The 20,793-nt window shown below is 45.1% G+C and carries 20 protein-coding genes and 2 pseudogenes; 7 read left to right on the top strand and 15 right to left on the bottom strand.

The features are described from left to right. Positions 1-23: 23 nt before the first annotated feature. From ACTHRH_RS23720 to ACTHRH_RS23685, 8 genes and pseudogenes are all read right to left on the bottom strand, one after another. Positions 24-1,244, bottom strand: a complete 1,221-nt coding sequence (locus tag ACTHRH_RS23720) for a Gfo/Idh/MocA family protein (RefSeq protein WP_144937837.1) — start codon at positions 1,242-1,244, stop codon at positions 24-26. Positions 1,245-1,263: 19 nt separating this feature from the next. Then, positions 1,264-2,094 carry a carbohydrate ABC transporter permease gene (locus ACTHRH_RS23715; protein ID WP_379287746.1) on the bottom strand — a complete coding sequence of 277 codons (831 nt, stop codon included), beginning with the start codon at positions 2,092-2,094 and terminating at the stop codon, positions 1,264-1,266. Beyond that, a complete protein-coding gene (locus tag ACTHRH_RS23710) occupies positions 2,087-2,968 on the bottom strand; it encodes a carbohydrate ABC transporter permease (RefSeq protein WP_144937843.1) in 882 nt (293 codons plus the stop codon). Before ACTHRH_RS23710 ends, ACTHRH_RS23715 begins: the two co-directional genes overlap by 8 nt. Before the next feature lie 73 nt (positions 2,969-3,041). Further along, positions 3,042-4,388, bottom strand: a complete 1,347-nt coding sequence (locus ACTHRH_RS23705) for an ABC transporter substrate-binding protein (protein WP_440417920.1) — start codon at positions 4,386-4,388, stop codon at positions 3,042-3,044. Positions 4,389-4,973: 585 nt separating this feature from the next. Beyond that, positions 4,974-6,011: a LacI family DNA-binding transcriptional regulator gene (locus ACTHRH_RS23700; protein ID WP_144937849.1), complete on the bottom strand. Its 1,038-nt coding sequence runs from the start codon at positions 6,009-6,011 to the stop codon at positions 4,974-4,976. Between the two features lie 131 nt (positions 6,012-6,142). Further along, positions 6,143-6,283 (bottom strand): annotated as a pseudogene (locus ACTHRH_RS23695) (ATP-binding protein); the annotation flags it as partial. Between the two features lie 326 nt (positions 6,284-6,609). After that, positions 6,610-7,778, bottom strand: a pseudogene (locus ACTHRH_RS23690) (ISL3 family transposase). A 179-nt stretch (positions 7,779-7,957) separates the two neighbouring features. Further along, on the bottom strand, positions 7,958-8,614 hold the full coding sequence (locus ACTHRH_RS23685) for a hypothetical protein (RefSeq protein WP_379287755.1): 657 nt from the start codon (positions 8,612-8,614) through the stop codon (positions 7,958-7,960). Between the two features lie 841 nt (positions 8,615-9,455). On the opposite strand from ACTHRH_RS23685, the gene ACTHRH_RS23680 reads away from it, so the two are divergent. Continuing rightward, positions 9,456-9,641: a hypothetical protein gene (locus ACTHRH_RS23680; protein WP_379287757.1), complete on the top strand. Its 186-nt coding sequence runs from the start codon at positions 9,456-9,458 to the stop codon at positions 9,639-9,641. A gap of 1,084 nt (positions 9,642-10,725) precedes the next feature. Here ACTHRH_RS23680 and ACTHRH_RS23675 read toward each other — a convergent pair. The 4 genes from ACTHRH_RS23675 to ACTHRH_RS23660 form a co-directional block, all read right to left on the bottom strand. Then, complete coding sequence (locus ACTHRH_RS23675; RefSeq protein ID WP_440417917.1) at positions 10,726-11,727, bottom strand: DUF4003 family protein; 1,002 nt, start codon at positions 11,725-11,727, stop codon at positions 10,726-10,728. Positions 11,728-11,955: 228 nt separating this feature from the next. After that, positions 11,956-12,252, bottom strand: coding sequence for an antibiotic biosynthesis monooxygenase family protein (locus ACTHRH_RS23670; protein ID WP_440417915.1), 297 nt, complete (start codon positions 12,250-12,252; stop codon positions 11,956-11,958). Positions 12,253-12,257: 5 nt separating this feature from the next. Continuing rightward, the gene (locus ACTHRH_RS23665) at positions 12,258-13,235 is read right to left on the bottom strand and encodes a GNAT family N-acetyltransferase (RefSeq protein WP_440417913.1); all 978 of its coding nucleotides are present in this window, start codon (positions 13,233-13,235) and stop codon (positions 12,258-12,260) included. Positions 13,236-13,258: 23 nt separating this feature from the next. After that, complete coding sequence (locus tag ACTHRH_RS23660) at positions 13,259-13,462, bottom strand: hypothetical protein (protein WP_379286732.1); 204 nt, start codon at positions 13,460-13,462, stop codon at positions 13,259-13,261. Positions 13,463-13,794: 332 nt separating this feature from the next. On the opposite strand from ACTHRH_RS23660, the gene ACTHRH_RS23655 reads away from it, so the two are divergent. Further along, positions 13,795-14,451 carry a universal stress protein gene (locus tag ACTHRH_RS23655; RefSeq protein ID WP_144937868.1) on the top strand — a complete coding sequence of 219 codons (657 nt, stop codon included), beginning with the start codon at positions 13,795-13,797 and terminating at the stop codon, positions 14,449-14,451. Between the two features lie 209 nt (positions 14,452-14,660). Here the strand turns inward: ACTHRH_RS23655 and ACTHRH_RS23650 are convergent, their stop codons facing one another. The 3 genes from ACTHRH_RS23650 to ACTHRH_RS23640 all read right to left on the bottom strand — a co-directional run bounded on the left by ACTHRH_RS23650 (position 14,661) and on the right by ACTHRH_RS23640 (position 15,840). Beyond that, a complete protein-coding gene (locus ACTHRH_RS23650; RefSeq protein WP_440417930.1) occupies positions 14,661-14,870 on the bottom strand; it encodes a tubby C-terminal domain-like protein in 210 nt (69 codons plus the stop codon). Continuing rightward, a complete protein-coding gene (locus tag ACTHRH_RS23645; protein WP_440417911.1) occupies positions 14,870-15,232 on the bottom strand; it encodes a GNAT family N-acetyltransferase in 363 nt (120 codons plus the stop codon). Before ACTHRH_RS23645 ends, ACTHRH_RS23650 begins: the two co-directional genes overlap by 1 nt. A 110-nt stretch (positions 15,233-15,342) precedes the next feature. Beyond that, a complete protein-coding gene (locus tag ACTHRH_RS23640; RefSeq protein WP_144937874.1) occupies positions 15,343-15,840 on the bottom strand; it encodes an RDD family protein in 498 nt (165 codons plus the stop codon). 641 nt (positions 15,841-16,481) lie between these two features. Between ACTHRH_RS23640 and ACTHRH_RS23635 the strand changes: the two genes are divergently transcribed. The 5 genes from ACTHRH_RS23635 (at position 16,482) to ACTHRH_RS23615 (ending at position 20,558) form a co-directional block, all read left to right on the top strand. Continuing rightward, positions 16,482-17,474: a phage baseplate protein gene (locus tag ACTHRH_RS23635; protein WP_144937880.1), complete on the top strand. Its 993-nt coding sequence runs from the start codon at positions 16,482-16,484 to the stop codon at positions 17,472-17,474. Between the two features lie 448 nt (positions 17,475-17,922). Then, positions 17,923-18,237: a PadR family transcriptional regulator gene (locus ACTHRH_RS23630; protein ID WP_379286765.1), complete on the top strand. Its 315-nt coding sequence runs from the start codon at positions 17,923-17,925 to the stop codon at positions 18,235-18,237. Next, positions 18,237-18,812 (top strand): hypothetical protein, encoded by a 576-nt coding sequence (locus ACTHRH_RS23625; RefSeq protein ID WP_144937883.1) that lies wholly within the window; start codon positions 18,237-18,239, stop codon positions 18,810-18,812. Before ACTHRH_RS23630 ends, ACTHRH_RS23625 begins: the two co-directional genes overlap by 1 nt. Positions 18,813-18,828: 16 nt before the next feature. After that, complete coding sequence (locus ACTHRH_RS23620; protein ID WP_440417908.1) at positions 18,829-19,809, top strand: ATP-binding cassette domain-containing protein; 981 nt, start codon at positions 18,829-18,831, stop codon at positions 19,807-19,809. Continuing rightward, a complete protein-coding gene (locus ACTHRH_RS23615) occupies positions 19,806-20,558 on the top strand; it encodes an ABC transporter permease (protein ID WP_144937889.1) in 753 nt (250 codons plus the stop codon). The genes ACTHRH_RS23620 and ACTHRH_RS23615 overlap by 4 nt, the downstream gene beginning before the upstream one ends. Positions 20,559-20,793 lie beyond the last annotated feature (235 nt).

The following is a 20,793-nucleotide window of genomic DNA, read 5'->3' as shown; positions in this document are numbered from 1 at the left end:
TCCTCTCTCCCGCCTCCGACGATTCACCGCATGAGGGAACCATCGGGAATTTGCAGTGCCCGGCCTTCGGCGATCGACCTGTTCGCCGTAGCACCGATGAGCAGCGAAGCTGCTCCCGCAAGACTGTCCGCCTGCTGCCCGAGCGGATCGTCGATTCCGCCCTCGAACAGCGCTTGCAGCAGTCTGGCATCCCCGCCGCCATGGCCGCCCGAGGCCGCGGCTACTTCGATATGTTCCGCACGGCCACCCGGCTTATATAACTTGATTAGGTTGCTGTCCGTTTGCTGCATATCGGCGCTGGTATAAATTTCTCCCAGCTCAAGCCGGCCCTCGCTGCCGTTCACGGTTGCGCGCCAACCTTCATACGGGCTGTAGGCCACGAGCGAATAGTTCAGCAGCGCACTGTTATCGTACTGCACATTGACCGCCATCGTATCGTAGATGTCGATGCAGTCGTCAAACAGGCAGCGGTCGCGCCAATACCCGTCTTCCTGTTCGGCCTGACGGTAATATTGCTCCATGAACGGGTCGGCGGTAATGTCTTTGTAATATTCGCACGATGATTTATATTCACAAGTCAGGCACCTTTCGCCCTTCTTGCGGCCCTGATCGCCGTACACCCTTCGCGCCCCGAACGCCTGCAATTGAACAGGACGGCCGTTCACCCACCAATTGACGATATCGAAATGATGCGTCGACTTGTGCACCAGCAGGCCGCCGCTATTTTTCATCTCGGCATGCCATCTGCGGAAGTAGTCCGCACCATGAGTTCGGTCCAGAAACCATTCGAGATGAACGTGATGGACGTCGCCAATCGCGCCTTCATGCAGCAGCTGCTTCACTTTGGCAAAATAAGGAGCAAACCGTAAATTGAACGTGACGGTAACCTTTCTTCCGCTTTCCCGTTCCGCTTTCAAGATTTCTCTGCATTTGTCCTCGTCAATCGTCATCGGCTTCTCTGAAATGACGTCGCAGCCGGCCCGAAGCGCCTCAACAATATAAATGTGATGAGTGTTGTCCGAGCTAGCGACGATAACGACGTCGGGCCTGGCTTCCTCCAGCATCTCGTGAAAATCGCCATAAACCGGCACTCCGCCGCATTCCTTGCTCAGCAGTTTCGCGCGTATTTTATTGATATCATATACGCCTTTAAACTCGACATGATGCCTCCACTGCAATGACATCGGTTTGGCGAACATATATAGAGCCCGGGAACCGGCGCCGACAAGCACATATTTTTTCATCCAATAACATCTCCTGACTTTAACCTTTTAGCCCTGATGAGGCGATACCTTGCACGAACTGCTTCTGCGCGAACAAATAGACGAGGACGACCGGCAGCGTAGTAATGACGGCCCCCGCCATCATCAAAGCCTGGTTCACGTTTTCCGATTTCAAATAGAGCAATCCGAGCGGCAAAGTGTACAAAGACTTTTCCTGCAAATAAATTAACGGACCGAGCGTATTGTTCCAAGCGCCCATGAACGTAAACACTCCCAGCGCTGCCAGTGCCGGTTTGCACAACGGTAGGTAGATTTTGAAAAAGATGCCTGGCGGACTGCAGCCGTCGATCACCGCAGATTCGTACAGCTCTTTAGGCAGCGACTTGATGTATTGATGCATCAGGAAAATGCCGAATGCCCCCGCAAGAAAGCTTGGCACGATTAACGGGTAGTACGAATTGAGCGCATTGAATTCCTTCCATATGAAATAGGTCGGAATCATCGTAACCTGGCCCGGAACCATCAAGGTCGCCAGCATGACGATATAGATCGGACCTTTTAGTTTAAATTTGTACATAGCGAGTCCGAACGCAACGAGAGAGCATGACAGCAAGGAGCCTATCATGTCCAGCACAACGATGAAAAAGCTGTTCAGCGTGTATCGTCCGAAATTGACTTTATTCCATATCGTTACATAATTGTCGAAGTTGATTGGATTCGGAATGAGCTGCGGTGGCATCTGTGCGATAGCGCCGACGGTTTTAAGCGAAGTCGAAATCATCCATATAAAGGGAAACACCATGAAAACAGAACCTGCAATCAGCAGCAAATAAACCGCTATCTTAAGTGGACGAGGTGTAGTTTTAGTCATAATGCACCCACTTTTTCTCAAAATACTTTTGGAACAGCGTGAACGCCAGAATGATTATAAACAGCAGCCATGCCATAGACGAAGCCGGCCCCATCTTGAACAGCAGGAAGGCGTCGCGGTATATGAGGAGGTTCGGAACCATGTTCCGTTCAGGGATGCCTGTCGTAATGCTGCCAAACAAGCCCAGGAACACGTCGAACGCCTGAAAAGCCGATATCGTAGATAAAATCATGACCAAATAGACCATCGGCGTCACGATGGGAAACACGATATGCGTAAGCTGCTTCCAGCCGGAAGCTCCGTCGATTTGCGCCGATTCGAGCACTTCTTTGGGCACGTTCTGCATGCCCGCAAGTAAAATGATCATCGATTGCCCGACCCCTTTCCAAACGTTCACTATAGCAATGCTGGCCATCACGACGAGCCAGGACTTATTGTCAATCCAGCGGATCGGATCGATATGGAACAGACCAAGGAACCAATTAATGACGCCATACTGATAGTTGAACATCCACACCCATACTACGCCGCCGGCAATCCACGGGGTTACGACCGGCAAGAAATACATGAGACGGAACAAGGCTTTGGCGCGGATCGCTTGATTTAATAAAAAAGCGATAACAAAGGCCATCAAGGTTTGAAGCGGAACAAAGATGAGCGCAAAAACAAAGACATTGCGAATCGCTACCCAAAATTCCCGTTTATTCAACGTATTTATCCAGTTGTCCAGCCCGATCCACTTCGGCGGGTTGAACAAATCCCATTGCGTAAACGATATGTAGCTTGAAAAGACGATCGGAAACAAAAGGAATACGAGTACGTTCAACACGAATGGTAATGTGAATATATATCCCCAGTATCCTTGTTTGTGCATACGGTTACCTACCTTTCTATGGCCGAGAGGTGCGGCAGCAAGGCCACACCTCTCAGGTTGCAATGAACCGGGCCTACGAATTGGCGTCCAACACTTCCTGCACTTTCTGGTGAATTTCCTTGGCTCCTTCTTCCACATCAACGTTCCCTTTGACGATTTCGTTCACGACTTGCTGCACAACTATACGCCATTCACTCCAGGACGCGTTCTCGTCCAGCGTCACTCCGCCTTCGGCAATCCCTTCTGTGAACGCTTTCTTATTCGACGGCTTCGTCGTACTCTGTTCCAGAACATCGTATGCCGATTTTTTTACCGGTAGGGCAGAACCGCTCTCCGCTACGATCTTCTGCGATTCGTCTCCAAGATAAAACTCCAGAAATTCCCACGCCGCGTCCTTCGCTTCCTGCGAAGCTCTGGAGGAAATGAGCCACGAGTTGGCGACCATCGGCACATAACGCTTACCGTCCACCGCCTTCGGAATTTTGACGACGTCCCAGTTCGCATCCGGGAAGCTGTCGTTCATGTTCACCTGTAAGCTGTACTGCATGAAATACATCGCCGCCTTGCCACCGGCGAATACTTCAAGCTCCCCGCCGTTAGCGCTGACATAATCGATATGAGTAAAGTATCCTTGATCAATGCCATCCTTCAATTGCCCCAAGCCCTGGATAGTCTTCGGATCGTCGAACATCGACTTCGTCATCGTACTGTCCAACGCCGATCCTCCGGCTTGCTTGATCCACGGGAACCAGCCGTTCGTAATCGAGAAAGAACCGATGAATCCGTATTGGCTCGTATCGTTTCCGTCTTTAACCGTCAACTTCTTGGCGGCCTCGATCAAATCTTCGTATGTCCAATCGTCCGTCGGTAGCTCGACATTCGCTTTTTCAAATGCGTCCTTGTTGTAAGCCAGCGCGATTGGGTTAATGCCGTGCGGTACTCCCCACACTTGGCCTTCAGGCGTTTTCGCCGAGAACAAGCCGTCGATGTAATCGTCCTCATTCAAATCGCGTTCAATGTACGGTGCCAGATCTTCCGCCACACCTCTCTTGCCATAGCCGAGAATCGTGGCGTTTTCCTGGAACCAGACGTCAGGCATCGTGTTTCCGGCAATTTGCGCCGCAATCTTGGAAGTGAAGTCGCCCCACGGCGCTTCCTGAATTTGCACGTCAATATGCGGGTGCGTCTCGATAAACTTGTCGATAATCTCTTTGTTCGTCACTTCATAGCTGCCAGGTAATCCGATTTTCAGCTTTACTTTGTCTTTCGGCTGTTCTTTGTTTCCTTCACCCGAAACGGAACCGTTTTCGGGATTTTCTGAAGCATTGTTGTTTCCGCTGTCGCCGCCAGATGAGGAACAAGCTGAAACAACCAATAAAAGCGCTAACAAAAAAGCAAGATAACTAAGCCTTCTCTTCAATGAAATTCACTCCTTCTTTTAAAAATACACCGGCATAAACAAATCAATAAAATTCAATCTGCCCCCACGTCATGTTTAATTTATAGTAATCGATTACTATAGAGAGTATAACATTTTCGGTTTACTTTGACTAGTAGTAAAAAAAGCTCCTAACGGAGCCTTCTCGAAGATGAATAACCCGGTATTAAAGGTAGCTTTTTATGCCAATAGAAATCTTCGTTCTGTATCATATTAACACTGTAAAGAACTTACAGATTCCTATGTGGTAAAAAAAGCTCCTAACGGAGCCTTCTCGAAGATGAATAACCCGGTATTTGAGGTAGCTTTTTATGCCAATAGGACCCTCTTTGTTTTGCGTGTGGTAATAATGTAAACAATTTCCTTCCCAAAATCGCCACCAAAAAACAATTTTCTCGTGTATTTACACTTATCTACCTTGAAAATCCGTCTATTTTCACCGTCTGCTGGTGCCGTGCAAACGGAATGGCGGTTCTAATTAGTAATTTCATAACAGCTAAGCAATCGATTTCTTTATTGACAACGATACCTCACCCCTTAGAGAATCTTATAGTCGGCGCATTATCACTAAACGCGCTCGCTTATCGGTAAAACTGAATTTCGTTCCAGCAGCTTAGGCTGCAGCATCACGTCGAACGTCGGGCTGTCTTCGCCGTTTATTTTATCCAGCAACAGCCGGCAAGCAAGTTTTCCCATATCGTAATCCGGTTGTTTGATCGTCGTCAGCGGAGGGTGGATCATAAGGCCGAAATCGATCCCGTCAAATCCCATCACAGATATATCTTCAGGCACCTTTACACCTTGCTGGGAAAGCTCGTTGATCACTCCGAAAGCCATCATGTCGTTGCAAGCGAATATGGCCGTCGGCCGGTCTGGCGCCGCGAGCAGCTTGTTAGCCAGTTTCTTGCCGGTGTCAAAGTCGAAAACAGCGTTATACAGTTCCTCCGACTTGGATTCTTCCACGATCGGCTCGAGTTTCGCTTCTTTCATCGCATACAGATAGCCTTGACAGATGCTTTGCCGGCTTGGCCTGTCCAGTCTGGACGTTACATAGCCAATGCGGCTGTGGCCTTTGGACAGCAAATGTTTCGTCGCCATATATCCGCCCTTACGATAATCGAATTTAATTTGCGAAACGCCCTCTTCCTCGATGGTCTGGTCTATCGCAATGACATTCAATCCCATCTGTATGGAGTTTTTGAGCAGGGATTTATCCTTGGAGATGGAGGAAATAATGAGTCCCTTGATCTGCTTCTCCATGATGGTGCGGATATATTCATCCTCAAGCGTCGGGTCCTGCAGCGAATTGCAAGTAACAACTGTATAATGGTTCTCCCTTGCTATTTCTTCGATGCCGAAGACGACCGAAGAATAGAAAGGATTTATAATCGACGGAACAATGACCCCGATGGTCATGCTTACGTTTTTTTTCAACTGTTTGCCCAGCAGATTCGGAATGTAGTTCATTTCCGCGGCAATGCGGCGAATCTTCTCCTGCAAAGCTTTGCTTACCGGATAATCGCTGTTACTGAGTACCCGCGAAACCGTCGCGGAAGAAACATTCGCCTTCCTCGCTATGTCGTGAATCGTTGTCGGTTTTTTCATCGTATTCCCTCATTTTTAGAAATCGTTTACTACGATTAAGTATACAAATAGTGCCGGCAGAAATCAATTAATATAGGAAGTTGTAACCGTCATGTACTTTTGAGCAGTTTTCGCTAAATAACTTTCAACAACTAGGCATTTCCAAATATAGTTTCTCTGTGTTTAAGCCGGAAGCCGTCCCAACTTAAATGTATGATCTCACTTTTATGTAAGATACGATCAAGAATAGCGGTCGTGATGGCAGGATCATCTAACAATTCTCCCCTATCTTGAATGCGTTTAACAAGTTTATTTTGGAAATATACTGTTCACACTCAAAAAACAACCTTATTCTGGTAGTACTTAAAGAAAAGGCTATCTCGCAAAGTCGTTCGTTAACGACCTATTGGACAGCCTTTTCGGTAGCCTTACTATAGGTGTATCCAATTGATAGGGTCTAATTAATTAGGCTCTTCGCTCTACTCGGTGGGTAGAAGCCTCTTAAATAGATTGATAACCCTTCCTCTTGCTTGGAGCATCTCATAGGCAGAAGAAGCCGTCAAGGAGTTCGCTTGACCGCTCCTTCTGCCTATGAGGCGGGGTCACAAGGCGGTAAGGGTTAGTGTGCCCGGCGTGCTCCGAGCACCGGCATACGCAGTTTGTTTGCCGTCATGTACACCATCGCGATAAGGTTTTCAACATTGCGGTAACCACGCGCCCGGCGCTTGGCCGCCTGCACCAAACCGTTTATGCCTTCCAGCAAGCCGTTGGTCATTTTACTGTGAAACCATCTCAAGATGCCTTCCTCGTGCTTCTTGATCGTCTTTGCCAGTTCAACCATCGGCGTGAGTTGAGAGCGGAGCGCCCAAACCATCCATTCCCGAAGGTAGACGTCCGCGAAGATATGCGGTGTGGTCCAAAACTCCTGCATCGCCAGCTTCAAGCGATAGGCACGCCCGGTCTGCAGATTGCTATCCTTCAGCCGCGCCAACGTTTCTTTTTGCCCGCTTTTGAGGTTGGATTCGTTCTTCAGCCAGATGTACTTCGTATCTTCAACTCCGGCGCTTGTTTTTGTTCCTGGATTCGCACATCGTCAACGGCTTCGTTCACTAACTTCATGACATGAAATTTATCAAAGGTGATTTCCGCTTGGGGAAAGTAATCCTGAATCCCCCGGATATATGCAGGGGACATGTCACAGCATACGTCCTCGATTTGCCCGGCAGAGGCTCCTTTAGCGCTCAGGTGTTCCTTGAAGCGTTCGAGGGTATCCATTCCTTTGCCCTCAGTTGCAAACAGAACTGTTTTCGCTTCAGCATCCACAAACAAAGTGATGTACCGATGACCGCGGCGGGAGGAGGTTTCGTCGATCGCAATCTGTTTCACGCGGGTCAGATCGAGTTCATCCATGGCTTTCCCGACGTAATGGTGGAAGATACGCCACATTCGTGTGTCATGCTCCCGCAGCTCCCGTGCCGCTGCATTCACCGGCATTTCCGCCATCAGCCGCATGGCCCAAGCTTCGAACTGCAAAGTAAAGTGAGACAGCGGTCGTGACCATTTGACCGGTACCTGCGTCACTTTTTTGCACGCTCTGCAATTGGTTCTCGGCACTCGCGCATGCATGTACGTTTTCCAATTCCAAAAATCCAGGTGACGCCATTTTTTCATTTCGGCGTCATAGGCTTTGCTCTCGGCGCCGCAGACCGGACATGCAAAGGTTGCTCCGCGTTCGAAGTCGATAAACAAATGCCAGGCCTCTTCTTGATCGTCGAACTCAACATGCATGAATTTCCAAGGCTCCTCCAGTTGGAGCGCTACCTTAAACATTTCGTGAATCATGTTATCCTTGCTGCTTAATGAGGTCCACATGGTCATTCCCACCCTATTAACGTTCTTACTCGGCAGTATTGACCATTTCTCTATTAAGCAGACATCAGGCATCCACTATAGCGAGGAAGCATTAATTATGATTCAAGCCACCCCGATACGTCTTCATTATCGCATTGGATATTCAGAGTAACAGTATAATTAAAAAACCCGCCACTTGCAGTAACGTAAAAGTTATAATTTCCCCAAGCTTGGGCTAAAGTTCCATTAACAAAATGATCATTGGCTTCGTTAGTGATAACCAGACCGGGATTGATGTTCCAGTGGGTGTTATTTGCACTAAGTGTTTCTGTTACTACCGAATTCGAAGGATCATATTTAAAGTATACTGTTAATGTTAAGGAAGTAAGGTTCAATCCATATGTGCTAATTTCTTTTGTATACGATTGATTGCCATTTAAAGTGCTGGTGATCGTTTTCGTAATTTTTATATCACCGTTATGAAAACTTTTTTCTTTGGGAGAGTTTATTATATCTGAAGATGCCTCCTTAATGACTTTGTTCATGAGCTCTCCATCGTTAAGAAGCGCAATTAATTTCGATTTTTCGATATTTGACATACGATTAAATTTTTCTAGTTCCTCTAGCGCTTTTGCATCATTTTTCGATACCTGCTCCAAGTGGTTTTGGAACTTTTCGACAGTCAATCGATCTGTAGAAGCGGATGCGCTAGCGGGTGTAGTAACCGCCATAAACATCGCTAGAACTAGCAAAAACGAGATTGTTTTTTTCACAATTCATCAGTCCCTTCATTTTTTTGGTTTATCTTCGCAATAGGCTGGATGAACCTTAAAAAAGATGACTGATCTTGTTGTTTGACTCTTTGCTTAAATTGGATAAGGATGGACACCTATGTAGGCTGAGAAAATAAACGGAACAAAACACCAATCTTAAGCAAAGACATTCCACTTTTTTACCAAACACCCTATCAATTTCTACCAATATATCACATATATTTACAATTTACAAGATTAACAAAAAGAAATTAGTTCCGCTAAATTTATAATTGATAGTGTTTGTTTATCCCTCAATACTTATGATATGAGATGCATTCGATTAATCTATAATGCTGCACTCTACCCATTATTAGTTTCTGTGACATAAATACAGATAAACCCGCAGCCACTTGGGAAAGTAAATTATAATTATTTCGACGTTAGCAAATACTCGCCAAGTTAAATGAAACTATAGGAATGCGTGCGCTAATCTTACTTTTTTCCGTTACCGCAAGTCTTATAACAAGGCTATTTGTATCTGATTACGCCTTACCCTTTTTTTCCGTGTTGTTTAAATGAATCCTAACGCAAGGGCGAAGAAATAATATCTCTTTTTTTCAAAAATATTTCGAAACTTAAACGAAAATTTACTCGTATCGCATTATTTAGTCTCGCCAGATCAAAACCCCTCCATAAAGAAGTAATATTCTGTTATAATATTTCTTTAAGAACCTATTCAATTTAGAAATTTTAGTATAGTTTCTAATACGCGATGAACTTACACTTTTAAATTTTATGGATACAACAAAAATAGTCCAAATCGCACTATATAGCACCTAAAAGAAAGGAGAAATAAGGGATGGACAACGAAAAAATGATTGATGAACTTAAAAATAGAGTAAGTGAAGTTGAACGGCAACTAAAAGAAATAAAAAAAAGTAATTTTCACCGCCCAAATTGGAAGTATATTGTATTGACCCTTTTTATCTCCTTTGCTACTTGTTACGCTATATTAGCTCTTCTAGCTTATTTTTTGAAGCGTTAACTACCATTCCATATAGAGAGTCTTTGAGTATCCGGAAAATGGCTAAATCTACGTAACACGTGACATCGATCTTAAATTTACACAAATATTCTACACAATCCATCGTCTAAATACATAAGGCCCGACATGGTATATCGTCTTTTTCCTAGATGCCATCATTATCGCGGTTCGATATGTATATGAAGTGTGTATGAAACTTCCCACTGGCACATTAAGATATCTCTTTCCCCTTTGACAAAATCTCATCCACATTTGTGCGATATTCTTGCCTCCCTCACCGCTGTCTGGACTTTGGTAATGATTTGAACCACCGTGTTAGAGCCACCCTCAAACGGGTAGTGGGCACCAAGCCTGAGATGCTCTTTCCTTGAAATATGAACTATCCGTTATCCGTCGTAGGGAAGTGGAGTGGAATTGATTATTGTATTGTATCCGTGGATTTAATAACATCTATTATTTGAACCGCATAATTCAGTGTGCGTTCCCCGCTAAATGCAATATTAGCCACACCACCCAAAATAGGCAAAAAGCTATGACCCTGCTTCATTGAAAGTAGAAATTCTTCATACTGTTTTTCAATAACTACCGTATAGTCGTTTCCTTCTCTAGTATACAATTTGGTACTAACAAGTCGTTTTAATCAATACTTTTACTTGCCAGAGGGCGTAGCCCAGTCTGATGTAGGACATCTGCCTATTCCTCCATTGGCAACATAATCACACCGTTTTAAGCATGGCGAATTCTTTCATATTTTTTCCAACACAGTTTTTGTGGGCCTTTGTTAAAATTTCAGAACTCACAACACTGTAATTGAAATAGCGTCTATGAAACGTGTATACGTGCATTTTAAAATCAAGCCAACGTAGGTTTCTGAGGAATCTTTAAAATCTTTCAAATTGTATGACTCTAAATTACAACCTCTTTCATCTGAAAAAACTTCAGGCTCTATAGTATAAAGTCCCTCTATGTCCATGCATTTTTCAAACTTGAATCGTCCCATTTTTCACCTCAATATATTAAAACTAAAAACTCAAAAGGGATCCGAACGCCATTTGGATCCCTCTTTATACCGACACCTGGAAAGTTAATTGCCGCCTCCATTTGATGAGCTTGCTGCGGCTACAGCGCCGGCAGATATAACGGCTATCATTGCTGCTTGCTGCGCCTGCAGGATAGTCTGGATGCTTGTGGCAATCCCAACGGATAATACACTATTATCTGCAATGATTTGTTGTACATATAACTGAATAGCTACCAGCAGACTCATGTCTTTATACCAACGGAATAATTTGCTTTCGTTAAAATGTGAATATGCCTTGATTACATCTGCGAGCGTATTTTCAGGTGTATCTATAAGCGCTAAAACTCCCAATGCCGGATAGTGCATGCCCTTAATTTTAACTTTTTCACTTTGGAATGCTTCTAAGTATCGAGCAGTCGTTTCCGCAAGCTGTTCTCTTCTTTCCGGCTGCCCTTGAGTTAATATATGCGATAAAAACTGTAAGTCATTTCCTTTTCTAAATCCATGTTTACTTAGAAAGTCATAGAAATATTCAATATCTTCCATTAATGAATCAATGGAACGATTACTTTGCGATAATAATACGGATAGAGGATAATCGTCAGAGGAGGTTAGAAAGAAATGTCTGCTTCTAATAGCTTTGTAAATTTCCATTGCACGCTGGGCCTGCTCCGCCAGATTTCCATTCTCCTTTTTATGAGTTAGCAGAGAAAACGCAGATAAATAAGTATAAGGCCCTTTTCGAAACTTATTATTCGTTAATACTTCATAGCATTCTTTTAATTCACTGTATGCTTTATACGGGTCCTCAAATTGTGTTATGAGTAAGGCTGCTAATATGTAGCGTGTATTATATGGAAGTGATGAAAACCAACCTTCTTCTCTCTTTATAAAATCAATAACGTATAAGTAAGCTTTAGGGTCAAAATCCCGCTCAGTCGACATAAACTGTGACGTTATGCTCATTCGAACCCTTTTATCCACACTCCAACTAATTGAATGGGTTAATTGATCGAAGATCTTTGTAAATTGATCCCGTTTCTGTAAGATGGTCTCTTGAAACATGGTTCATCCCCCCTGTGCCTGTTAATTTGTAATACGTTCTAAATAGGAAATGGTTTTATATTGTCATAAAAACTTTCTTACATTATTGAAAGGACCTGCCTACCCGTTTCGTAATGATCCTCGATAATTCTCATCAACTGCCTGGCCATATCCTCGGTTGATTGACGGTTCTCCTCCAGGCTTATTTTTGACCGGTCAGTCTCCTGACTAACGACCCACTCCCATTAATCATCCCAGATCGATGCCCCTATAATGCTCAACTACTGGAAAAGGATTATAGAAATGATGCAATAAAGCTTTCCATTCCAAGTATTCCTTCGACCCTCTAAACCCTTCGGTATGATCCTCGAGAGTTTCCCATCTAACCAGCAAAATATATTTGCTTTCTTCCTCTATACACTTCTGCAGCTCATGAGAGATATAGCCTTTCATTTTTGAAATGATGCCGGAGGCTATTTTAAAATTACGTTCAAATTTATCGGCCAACTCCGGGATGACATTCAATATGGCAACTTCCAGAATCATGCGGTCTACCTCCCATGTCCAGTCAGCATTCCCCTTAAAATGACTTGCAATAGAGCGAAGGTTAGTTCCGGGTCTGAAATTTCATTCGCTTTAATTAGGTTTAAGCAGTCCTTTACTTCTACACGTAGAACCTCAATGCTTTCGTGGTTCTCCAACCGCTGCAAGTCAGGCGGCGATACTTCTTCTGTATAGAATACATGGGTCATTTCATTGCTTCGCCAAGAAGAGGACCACATTTTACCCAGATAGATAACGTCACCGCAGGAATACCCCGTCTCCTCTAGAAATTCTCTCTTGGCTGCCGATTCCAGGCTCTCCCCTGCGTTAACACCCCCGCCCGGAAGCTTGATGACAGAGGACTGTACCGCTCTCCTGAATTGTTTAATAAGAATGAAGCAATCTTCATCTTTAGCAAGCATAACTACAGATTCGTTATTCGTTTGAGTATAATACAATTTACCATATTTATCCTCATAGAGGGTCCATCCTTCTCTCTCCAATAAGACATTGGTCTCTTGCTTGTCCGCGGGATGGTTCGGAGTCAGCTTCATAACATGGGTACTCCCCTCTATTCTATTAGTTTGGATAAATCCGAGAGCTTCATAGAATTTTGCGGCTGCTTCATTATCCGTTCTTAAAACCAGCCGTTTATAATGCTTGGCTGCTTCCTTTATGACTTCCTCCGTCAGTTTTCTGCCAATGCCTGATCTCCTGAATTCGGGCAGCACATAAAGTCTCCGGACTCTTCCGGTTTTGTCTTGCGAATAAGGGTCCTGATTCAAACCGCACACTCCAACGATCTGCTCTCCCCGGATGGCCGCAAACAGCGCTTCCCCCTGCCTGGAGAAAGTATTCTCCCCTTGTTCATATTCCTTGACCAATCTAACGAGATGGCGGAAGCCTTCTTCCTGACTGCATTTTACTAATGATGACAAGCTTTCCGGATCAAGGCTTGTCACTTGTGCAACTCGGATCGATTCCACAGCTACCTCCTAACTGGGGCGACCTAGAGGCGTCCCCTAAAAATGACTTCTTGATCGACCCATTCTGTTTGGCTGAAGGCTTCTGCAATGTCCATTTCCTGCATCAGCTTCTTGGATACCCGTTTCTGCTTTATAAAGGCGAGGAAGCTCTCCTCGGACGGATTAGGACTAATCTTGATTTCCTTATCATTAACCCACTCGGCAATGTTCGCCCGTCGAACGACCACGCTGTCACTTCCTATACTGAAATGGATAATGCTTCCTTTCGTAATATTATAGCTTAATCCATTGGTAATTTCTCATAGTCATTCCTGTTTCTGATGTTCCTAATGGCAATGTGGATAATAAGGAGTCGGCTTCTATTTACGGATCAACTATACCAAATCTAAACTTTCATTTTCGCAAGCATATTACATCCTTAACCCTTTTTTTCTTTGCTAAAGTTGGGTTATAATGTCCAGCAAGGTATTGGTAATGAAATGATCAGACTTACACCCAGAACCTTCCCTGGGAAAGTAAAGAAATATCACGTGTTTTCAACAGTAAAGGAGTCCGAATAATGGAAAACAACGAAAAAATAATGGTTTGTGTGTATTACGGTCCGAACGGGGAGCGGCTCATTCGCCGCGGCGGTGAATTGGCCAGGTATCTCCAATGCCCCCTGTTTGTAGTAAGCGTCATTCCTGTGCAGCCGGATAAACTTAATCAGGAGCAAGAGAATTATATGGCGCTCTGGAGAGCGAAATGTGAAGAACTAGGGGCAACCTTTATTATGAAATCTAGCGAAAATCGTAAAGCCTCTGAAATCATAGCCGAAACGGCCCGGAATCATCATATTACGCAATTGATCATCGGACAGCCCGCCCAAACGCGTTGGCAGGAGATTATTCACGGTTCTTTCGTTAATGAGCTCCTCAATCGAATAGGCGAAATTGATTTGCATATCGTGGCCGTTCAGCGAATGGATGAGGAATTGGCAGACACTCATGAGAGAGGAGTCCGTGTCACGGTTCGCAGGAATGGGGACCAGTATCACATCGGCAATTCGGAAGTCGAGGGCGAGCCGGTAACAGAGGGGATCTTTTTCAAGGAATTGAATACCGACTTCGACACCGGTTTGTTAAAAGTAAAAATAGCGGATAAACTTAAGTATTTGAATGTCAGCCGAGGCCAAATTGTCGACCCGTCTCCACTGCAAAGCAATGAGTCACCATAGTTTCCGAAAGCACGTGTCTGCCATAAACGTTGAGAGAGGAAGGACATCCCTTCTTCCTCTCTTCTTTTCTCCTCTTCCATTGGCTATTCAAGCTTCTTTAAACTATCTTGTCATGGAAGCTGTTGATGACCTCATTAGAATGCCCGGGCTTTTTCAATAAACGCGGAATTATTAACTAAATATATTCGATGCATAAATAGTTAATTTCCCTAATCCCCAACATAAAAAATACATTGAAAAAGACATATGAAGAATTCGGGTTCTTTTATGGGAGAATATTCTTCAATTTCTAAATAAGTTTTAAAAAATTCAGTTGCTTTCATTTTCCACCTTGCTACTTCCTTACCTTCATAATAAAATTCTGCCCAATCCATTAAATCTTTCTTTACTGTAAATTCAAGTCCAGATGTGGATTTAATTAGAAATTCGGGAGATATTGTTTGCCACTGATATACGACGCGATTTCCTGTGCTTTCTCCAGCGCCATCCTTCCGAACCCTCTTCTTCTAAACTCCTTGTGCGTAACCACATTCTCTATCCACCCATAGGGTCTTGCGCTTCTAGTCAGGTTCCGAACCAGCACCAGGATGCAGGAAGCCACGATTTGTCCTTCATGCTCTACCACAATGATGCTCATGTTTCCGTCATTCAGCATGTCGCGCCAATGCTTGGACAGCTCCTCGTCCCTGGTCAATTCCGGGTCCTCCGGATGCAGATGCTTGTATAACTGCAGAAGATTCTCCAATTCCTCTTCCCGGATAAGCCTGCTTCTACTGCCCATCTTTTCGACACCCTCTCCAGTTTCTATGATTCTCTTAATTCTATATGAATTTCCAGTTGATTTCCATTTCCTCTTCCCGTTTTCTTGGAATGGTAATTTGGGGCTCCGTGTTATTCTGAAACTATATGAGTCCCCGGAATGAGATCATGAAGTGCGCGCTTGCCTCTCGTCCAGAACAGAAAGACAGCATAGAGTACTATGAGGATATTGGGCAGGTATATCGAAATACGGGGGGCTTCGGGAACAGACCACCAAGGTTCAGGCAGCAATATGAATATATGAGTTAGCTCCCACGGCAGCAGCTTGATCAGCGTTCGAATCACCGTTTGCCGAAGCTTCAATGGCTGTCCATCCACCCTCTCGAGCATTAGCCTCATCATTTTTTTACCTATCGTTTGCCGTGTGCGATATTCACAATAGATAAAGTAAAGCCATACAGGTGCGGACATCGTTAACAGCACCCACAGCTCTATGGCCCAGCCGCTTTGCAGCGAGCGGGACAGCCCTCCCCCTGTGAATACATTAATTATTAATTGCACGCTAACAAGAATCATTGCAAGGATAATAAAATCAATTCCATAGGCAATCAGTCTCCGGACGGCTAACATCTTCTTCCCTACCTCCCACTATCAGGCTGATTTTTTAGGTGGAACACCAAACATAATCCCTGTGCATTTCTTCAGGCTTCTTCAAGCCTTACTATCTCTTAATTGACTGTAGTAGTCTATGACTTCCTTAAAATGCTCAAGTTCTTCTATATGTGGGCTTCGAATTAAGAATTTCCGCAACCGGGCATGTACATTGGTGATTCAAACGTCCTTTTATAGTCTAAAAATATAATGATAGGAGCTTTTGACTTGACCTCTAATATATTGGCGCATCATATACAGTGAAGTATTAAATGATAACAGAACTATTACTCCACACCTCCCAAATGATGGTTTGTATAATTTTCGTTGATTTCATTTTACGATGTTATTCAATCTGTCCCTCTCACCGCATAGATTGTTTACTACTTTTTTGCCATCTCCCTAACCCTTTTCTATTTTATATAAACCCCGATTATTACGATAATTTCTCGAATCGAGATTTAAAATAGGGCCCTGGCTTGCTAGGTGAAAATTAATTGACAATGGCGCATATCCGGCATGCTCTCTGTGCTGAAGAAGTACGGTAGAGTTCTAATTTTTGGGTACGTTTTCGGGGGCAATCCAATGATATTAAAATCCATTGTTAAGGAGGAATCATGATGCTGCCAATCCAATCGTTACGTCTTACTAAAAGACAACTAAGAATACTTACTTGTGTGGCCGCCGCATTAATTATGCAGATAATGACGGTTTTGCCCGCCTTTGCTGCAGCTCCTCAGAAAACGGTAAGCGCTTCAGCGACACTCGCCTACAATCTCAAAGGACTTCAGCATAACTTGGTTGTTCAAAAAGCTTACATCGCTTCAACGTATATTTATGTCACTCAGCGGTCTGGAGGTACGGTCTATCTTTCAAGATTGCGCATCAATGGAAAAGACGCCACATTCGTTGATAAAATGACCATCACCAATGCGGGTCATGGCCAAACCCTCGATATGTATACTTACAATGGCCAGAATTACTTCTATTTCAGTTCAAAACAGGATCCTGCAACAACGTATAACTGGTCGCTTCAAGTAGCAAGGCTGCAGTACAAAGCCGGCACGACACTCGATTATACAGACCTTCATCGGTTCACCTATATGAATTACGCCAATAAGACCGGTACCAGATTAGGGACGACATACCGTGTGGATGGCGGAGGCAACAGTACCCATACAATTTTCCGCGTACAGACGAAAGAAGGAACCGTGACTTGGTCCATTTATGATACGGTAGCGCTGAACAAGCTTCTGGACAGCAGCAAACAGGTGCGTTTGGACAGTGCGGCAGCGAAAAGCGCCTGTGTTTACAGCTTCACGCAGTCGGGCAGTGGAATCATCAGGCCGAACGGATCTTTCCAAGGAGTAGACATGCTCGGCAGTACAAGAATCTTTACATCAGGCGGCGCGCATGGCGATACTCCGCAAATTGCGATGATGTCGAACACCGGAGCATACCGAGCTCTTGTAAAGATTACCAATGTGGGGCTCAAAGAGATAGAAGGAGTTCAGACGAAAAACGGCAACGTTTATTTCACCATAGTAACAGACCCGGTAAACAAAAAAGATACGCAGAAAATTTATTACGTTCCTGACAGCATATTTAATTAACCGCTAAACGAATCAGCCCCCGAAAGCTGTTAATAAATAAAGTTAGATTAGCAAACCGATGGATAGTTAAATCGATTGCCCGGCGTAAGGCCGGGCTTTGTCACATGATTGCCAACAGAAAAATGAATGACCACCGCCTGAATCAAATGCGTTGTTATGGACTCCTTATTATTCGGATATCTTCCGCAGCAGACCCCCCCCAACCCGAAAACCCGCCATCCGGTAAGCAGGAAGATGTTCTGATGTTTCTGTCTTGCCATGCACAAGGTCGCCTCGTACCAGAGGCGTTATTGAATTATTGAGGAGCACTTATTGAAAATAACAACTTAATTGAAAAGCTTATTGACAATTTTCACTACTCTATGTTATTGTGTAGCAGTACTCAATAACATTGATTACCTACGACGTTGAGTACCGTGGGGGTGGTATTCTGGATAATCTAAGCGAAATGCTCAAAGGCGTCTTGGACGGCATCGTCCTGGAGATTATAAGCCGGGGCGAAATATACGGATATGAGATTGCCAAAAAGTTGCACGCCATGGGATTTGAAGGGCTTGCGGAAGCGACAGTCTATGCTCTACTGTTGCGGCTGGAAAAAAACAAGCTGGTTCACATCACGAAAAAACCTTCGGAAATGGGCCCCCCCAGGAAGTTTTACACGCTCAACGAGCGTGGGTTCGAGGAACTGGCATCCTTTTGGGCGAGATGGGATTTTCTTAATGGGCGCATCCAAATGTTAAGAAAACATGGAGGTGAAAAATAATGAGCTTTAGTCGTGAGGTACAGGAAAAAATGAACCAATTCGCACAGGAACAATCCCAGCACTATTTGGATGAAGCTGAGATGACCTACATGGAGAAGCTGCGGCGGAAAACCGGCCAGGCCAAAAACAAGCTCTTGAAAAAGCTTGCCAAGTTCAAGAACCGCTCGGAGACATCGCTTGAAGCGCAAAACGATATGATCATCTACATGAGCGATTACATGAACGATTTGATCGCGGGAGGATTATCCGAGCGGGAGGCATTGGAACGTGCGAAGGCGGATCTTGCATTTCGCAGTGAAACCGCGAGGTCTTCCGATTTGCAGGAGCGGTTTGAGCGGTACTTTGAAAACCGCGATCCGGCCGATTACGAAGCGATTGGGCTGTTCTATGCAGGTTTTTTGTTCCTTGGCTCTGCTATCGGGGCGCTTGTCGGATTTCTCGGCAGCGGCGGGCGCGGCAACTTTTTGGCCGGCGGTTGGATCGATACACTAACCGGCGTTGTCGTCGGCGCTGTCATCGGAATAGGAATGGGGCTTATAAGCAACGCCATAATTACATTGAAAAAGAAAAAATAAAGTGAGGGTTGATTGTATGCCAAATGCCATTGAAATCGCCGAGCTAAGAAAGAGCTTTGCGGTCAAATTAAAGGGCCGGACATCCACGGTTGAAGCGGTGCGCGGAGTCACGCTATCGGTCAAGAGCGGCGAGATCTTCGGTTTTCTCGGTCCTAACGGGGCCGGGAAAACGACGACACTTCGCATGCTTACGACACTTTTGCCGGTTGATGGAGGGAATGCGGCCATTTGCGGATACGACCTTGTCCGCCAGCCGAAAGAGGTGCGGCGGCATATCGGCTATGTCGGTCAGCTTGGCGGAGCGGACATGGAAGCAACCGGACGCGAAAATCTGATCCTTGCCGGAAGGCTTTACGGGATGAACCGCCACGACGCGAGAAACCGCACCAACGAATTGCTTGATGTTTTCGAGCTAACCGAACTGGCTGATCGGGTCGTGAGGACATATTCCGGTGGGCAGAAGCGCCGGCTGGAAATCGCGCTGGGCATGATCAACCGTCCGAAAGTCCTGTTCCTGGATGAACCGACCACCGGGCTTGATCCGCAAAACCGCGCCAATCTATGGGAGCAAATCAGAAAGCTGCAGGAAGGCGGCACAACCATCTTCTTGACTACGCATTACTTGGACGAAGCGGATGCCTTAAGCGACCGGCTTGCCATTATGGATTACGGGAGGATCGTGGCGGAGGGCACGCCGCTTGCTCTCAAAAATCAAATCTCCGGCGATGTCATTCAAATTCGACTTTCTAACGAGGAATCAGAACAAGCAAAATTACGTTTGGAAAAGCTGAGTTTTATCCATGAAACCCGGCTTGAAGGCGATAATCTCTATCTTTATGCCAATGACGGAGCTCGGACACTGCCCCGCGTATTCGAATTCTTGGAGACCGAAGGCATTCAAACGCAATCGATCACCATATCCACGCCGTCCCTTGACGATGTATTTCTTAAACAGACAGGAAGACTGCTACGTGATGTTAAGGAGGGAATCGCATGAACGTGGCTTCTGAGACAGGACTGCTTTTCAAACGGAGAATGATGGAACAAATCCGCTCTCCCATATGGTTATTTATGGGTTTCACAACGCCTTTATTGTATCTCGCCTTGTTCGCGCCTCTTCTAGGCGGGATTCCCAGCGTGGGAGAAACAGGTGTTGCCAACGTCTTTGTTCCCGGCTTGCTGGCTTTATTTGCATTAAGCAGCGGCACCGGTATTGGCTGGACCATCATCCACGAGCTGCAAACAGGGGTTATTGAACGCTTCAGGGTTTCGCCGGTCAGCCGCTTTTCCCTGCTAATGGGAAACGTGGTGAAAGATGTTGTCATGTTTTTGCTGCCTGCACTTATTGTCATCATTATTTCAAGCTTTGCCGGATTTCAAATTCACATTGGCGGGCTTGCTGTCTTGTTGGTTCTGCTTTGCCTATTGACGGCTGTCGTGTCTGCCGTAAGCAGCAGTTTAGGACTCCTATTCAAAGATATCGGTACATTAGCCGCTGTTGTCACCGGATTGCAGCTTCCGATAATGTTGCTGGCAGGCGTTTTACTTCCCATTTCTTTTGGGCCGACATGGTTGCAAGTTCTCGCGCACTTAAATCCGCTGTATTATGTGGTGGAAGCTTCTCGCGTATTGGCCAGCGGCACCATTTGGGATAAGAATGTATTTCTAGCGTTCGCCGTTATGATACCACTGCTTGCGATTACCCTTGGCTGGGCAACGAACGTTTATAGAAGAGCCGTTGCATAACTACAATGGCTGATTCCAATCCCAGTATTATTTGTTATCAGTCTACATTCAAGCAATTCCTACACTTCCTACACGGCTCTCTCACTTCTCACCATGCGACCAGTCTTCATAACCGTCTACTAAAAACGTCTCTTTCTTGGGAAGGTGGGCGCCGATTAGTCCACGTCTTCCGGTATTTCCTGCTGTATGGCGATCGTTGTTTTTCCTGAATTCGGGGACAATAAAATGATTTGCA

The sequence above is a fragment of the Paenibacillus sp. SAFN-117 genome (assembly GCF_051966115.1).
Taxonomy (GTDB): Bacteria; Bacillota; Bacilli; order Paenibacillales; family NBRC-103111; genus Paenibacillus_L; species Paenibacillus_L residui.
This window is presented reverse-complemented; position numbering and strand designations above follow the sequence as displayed.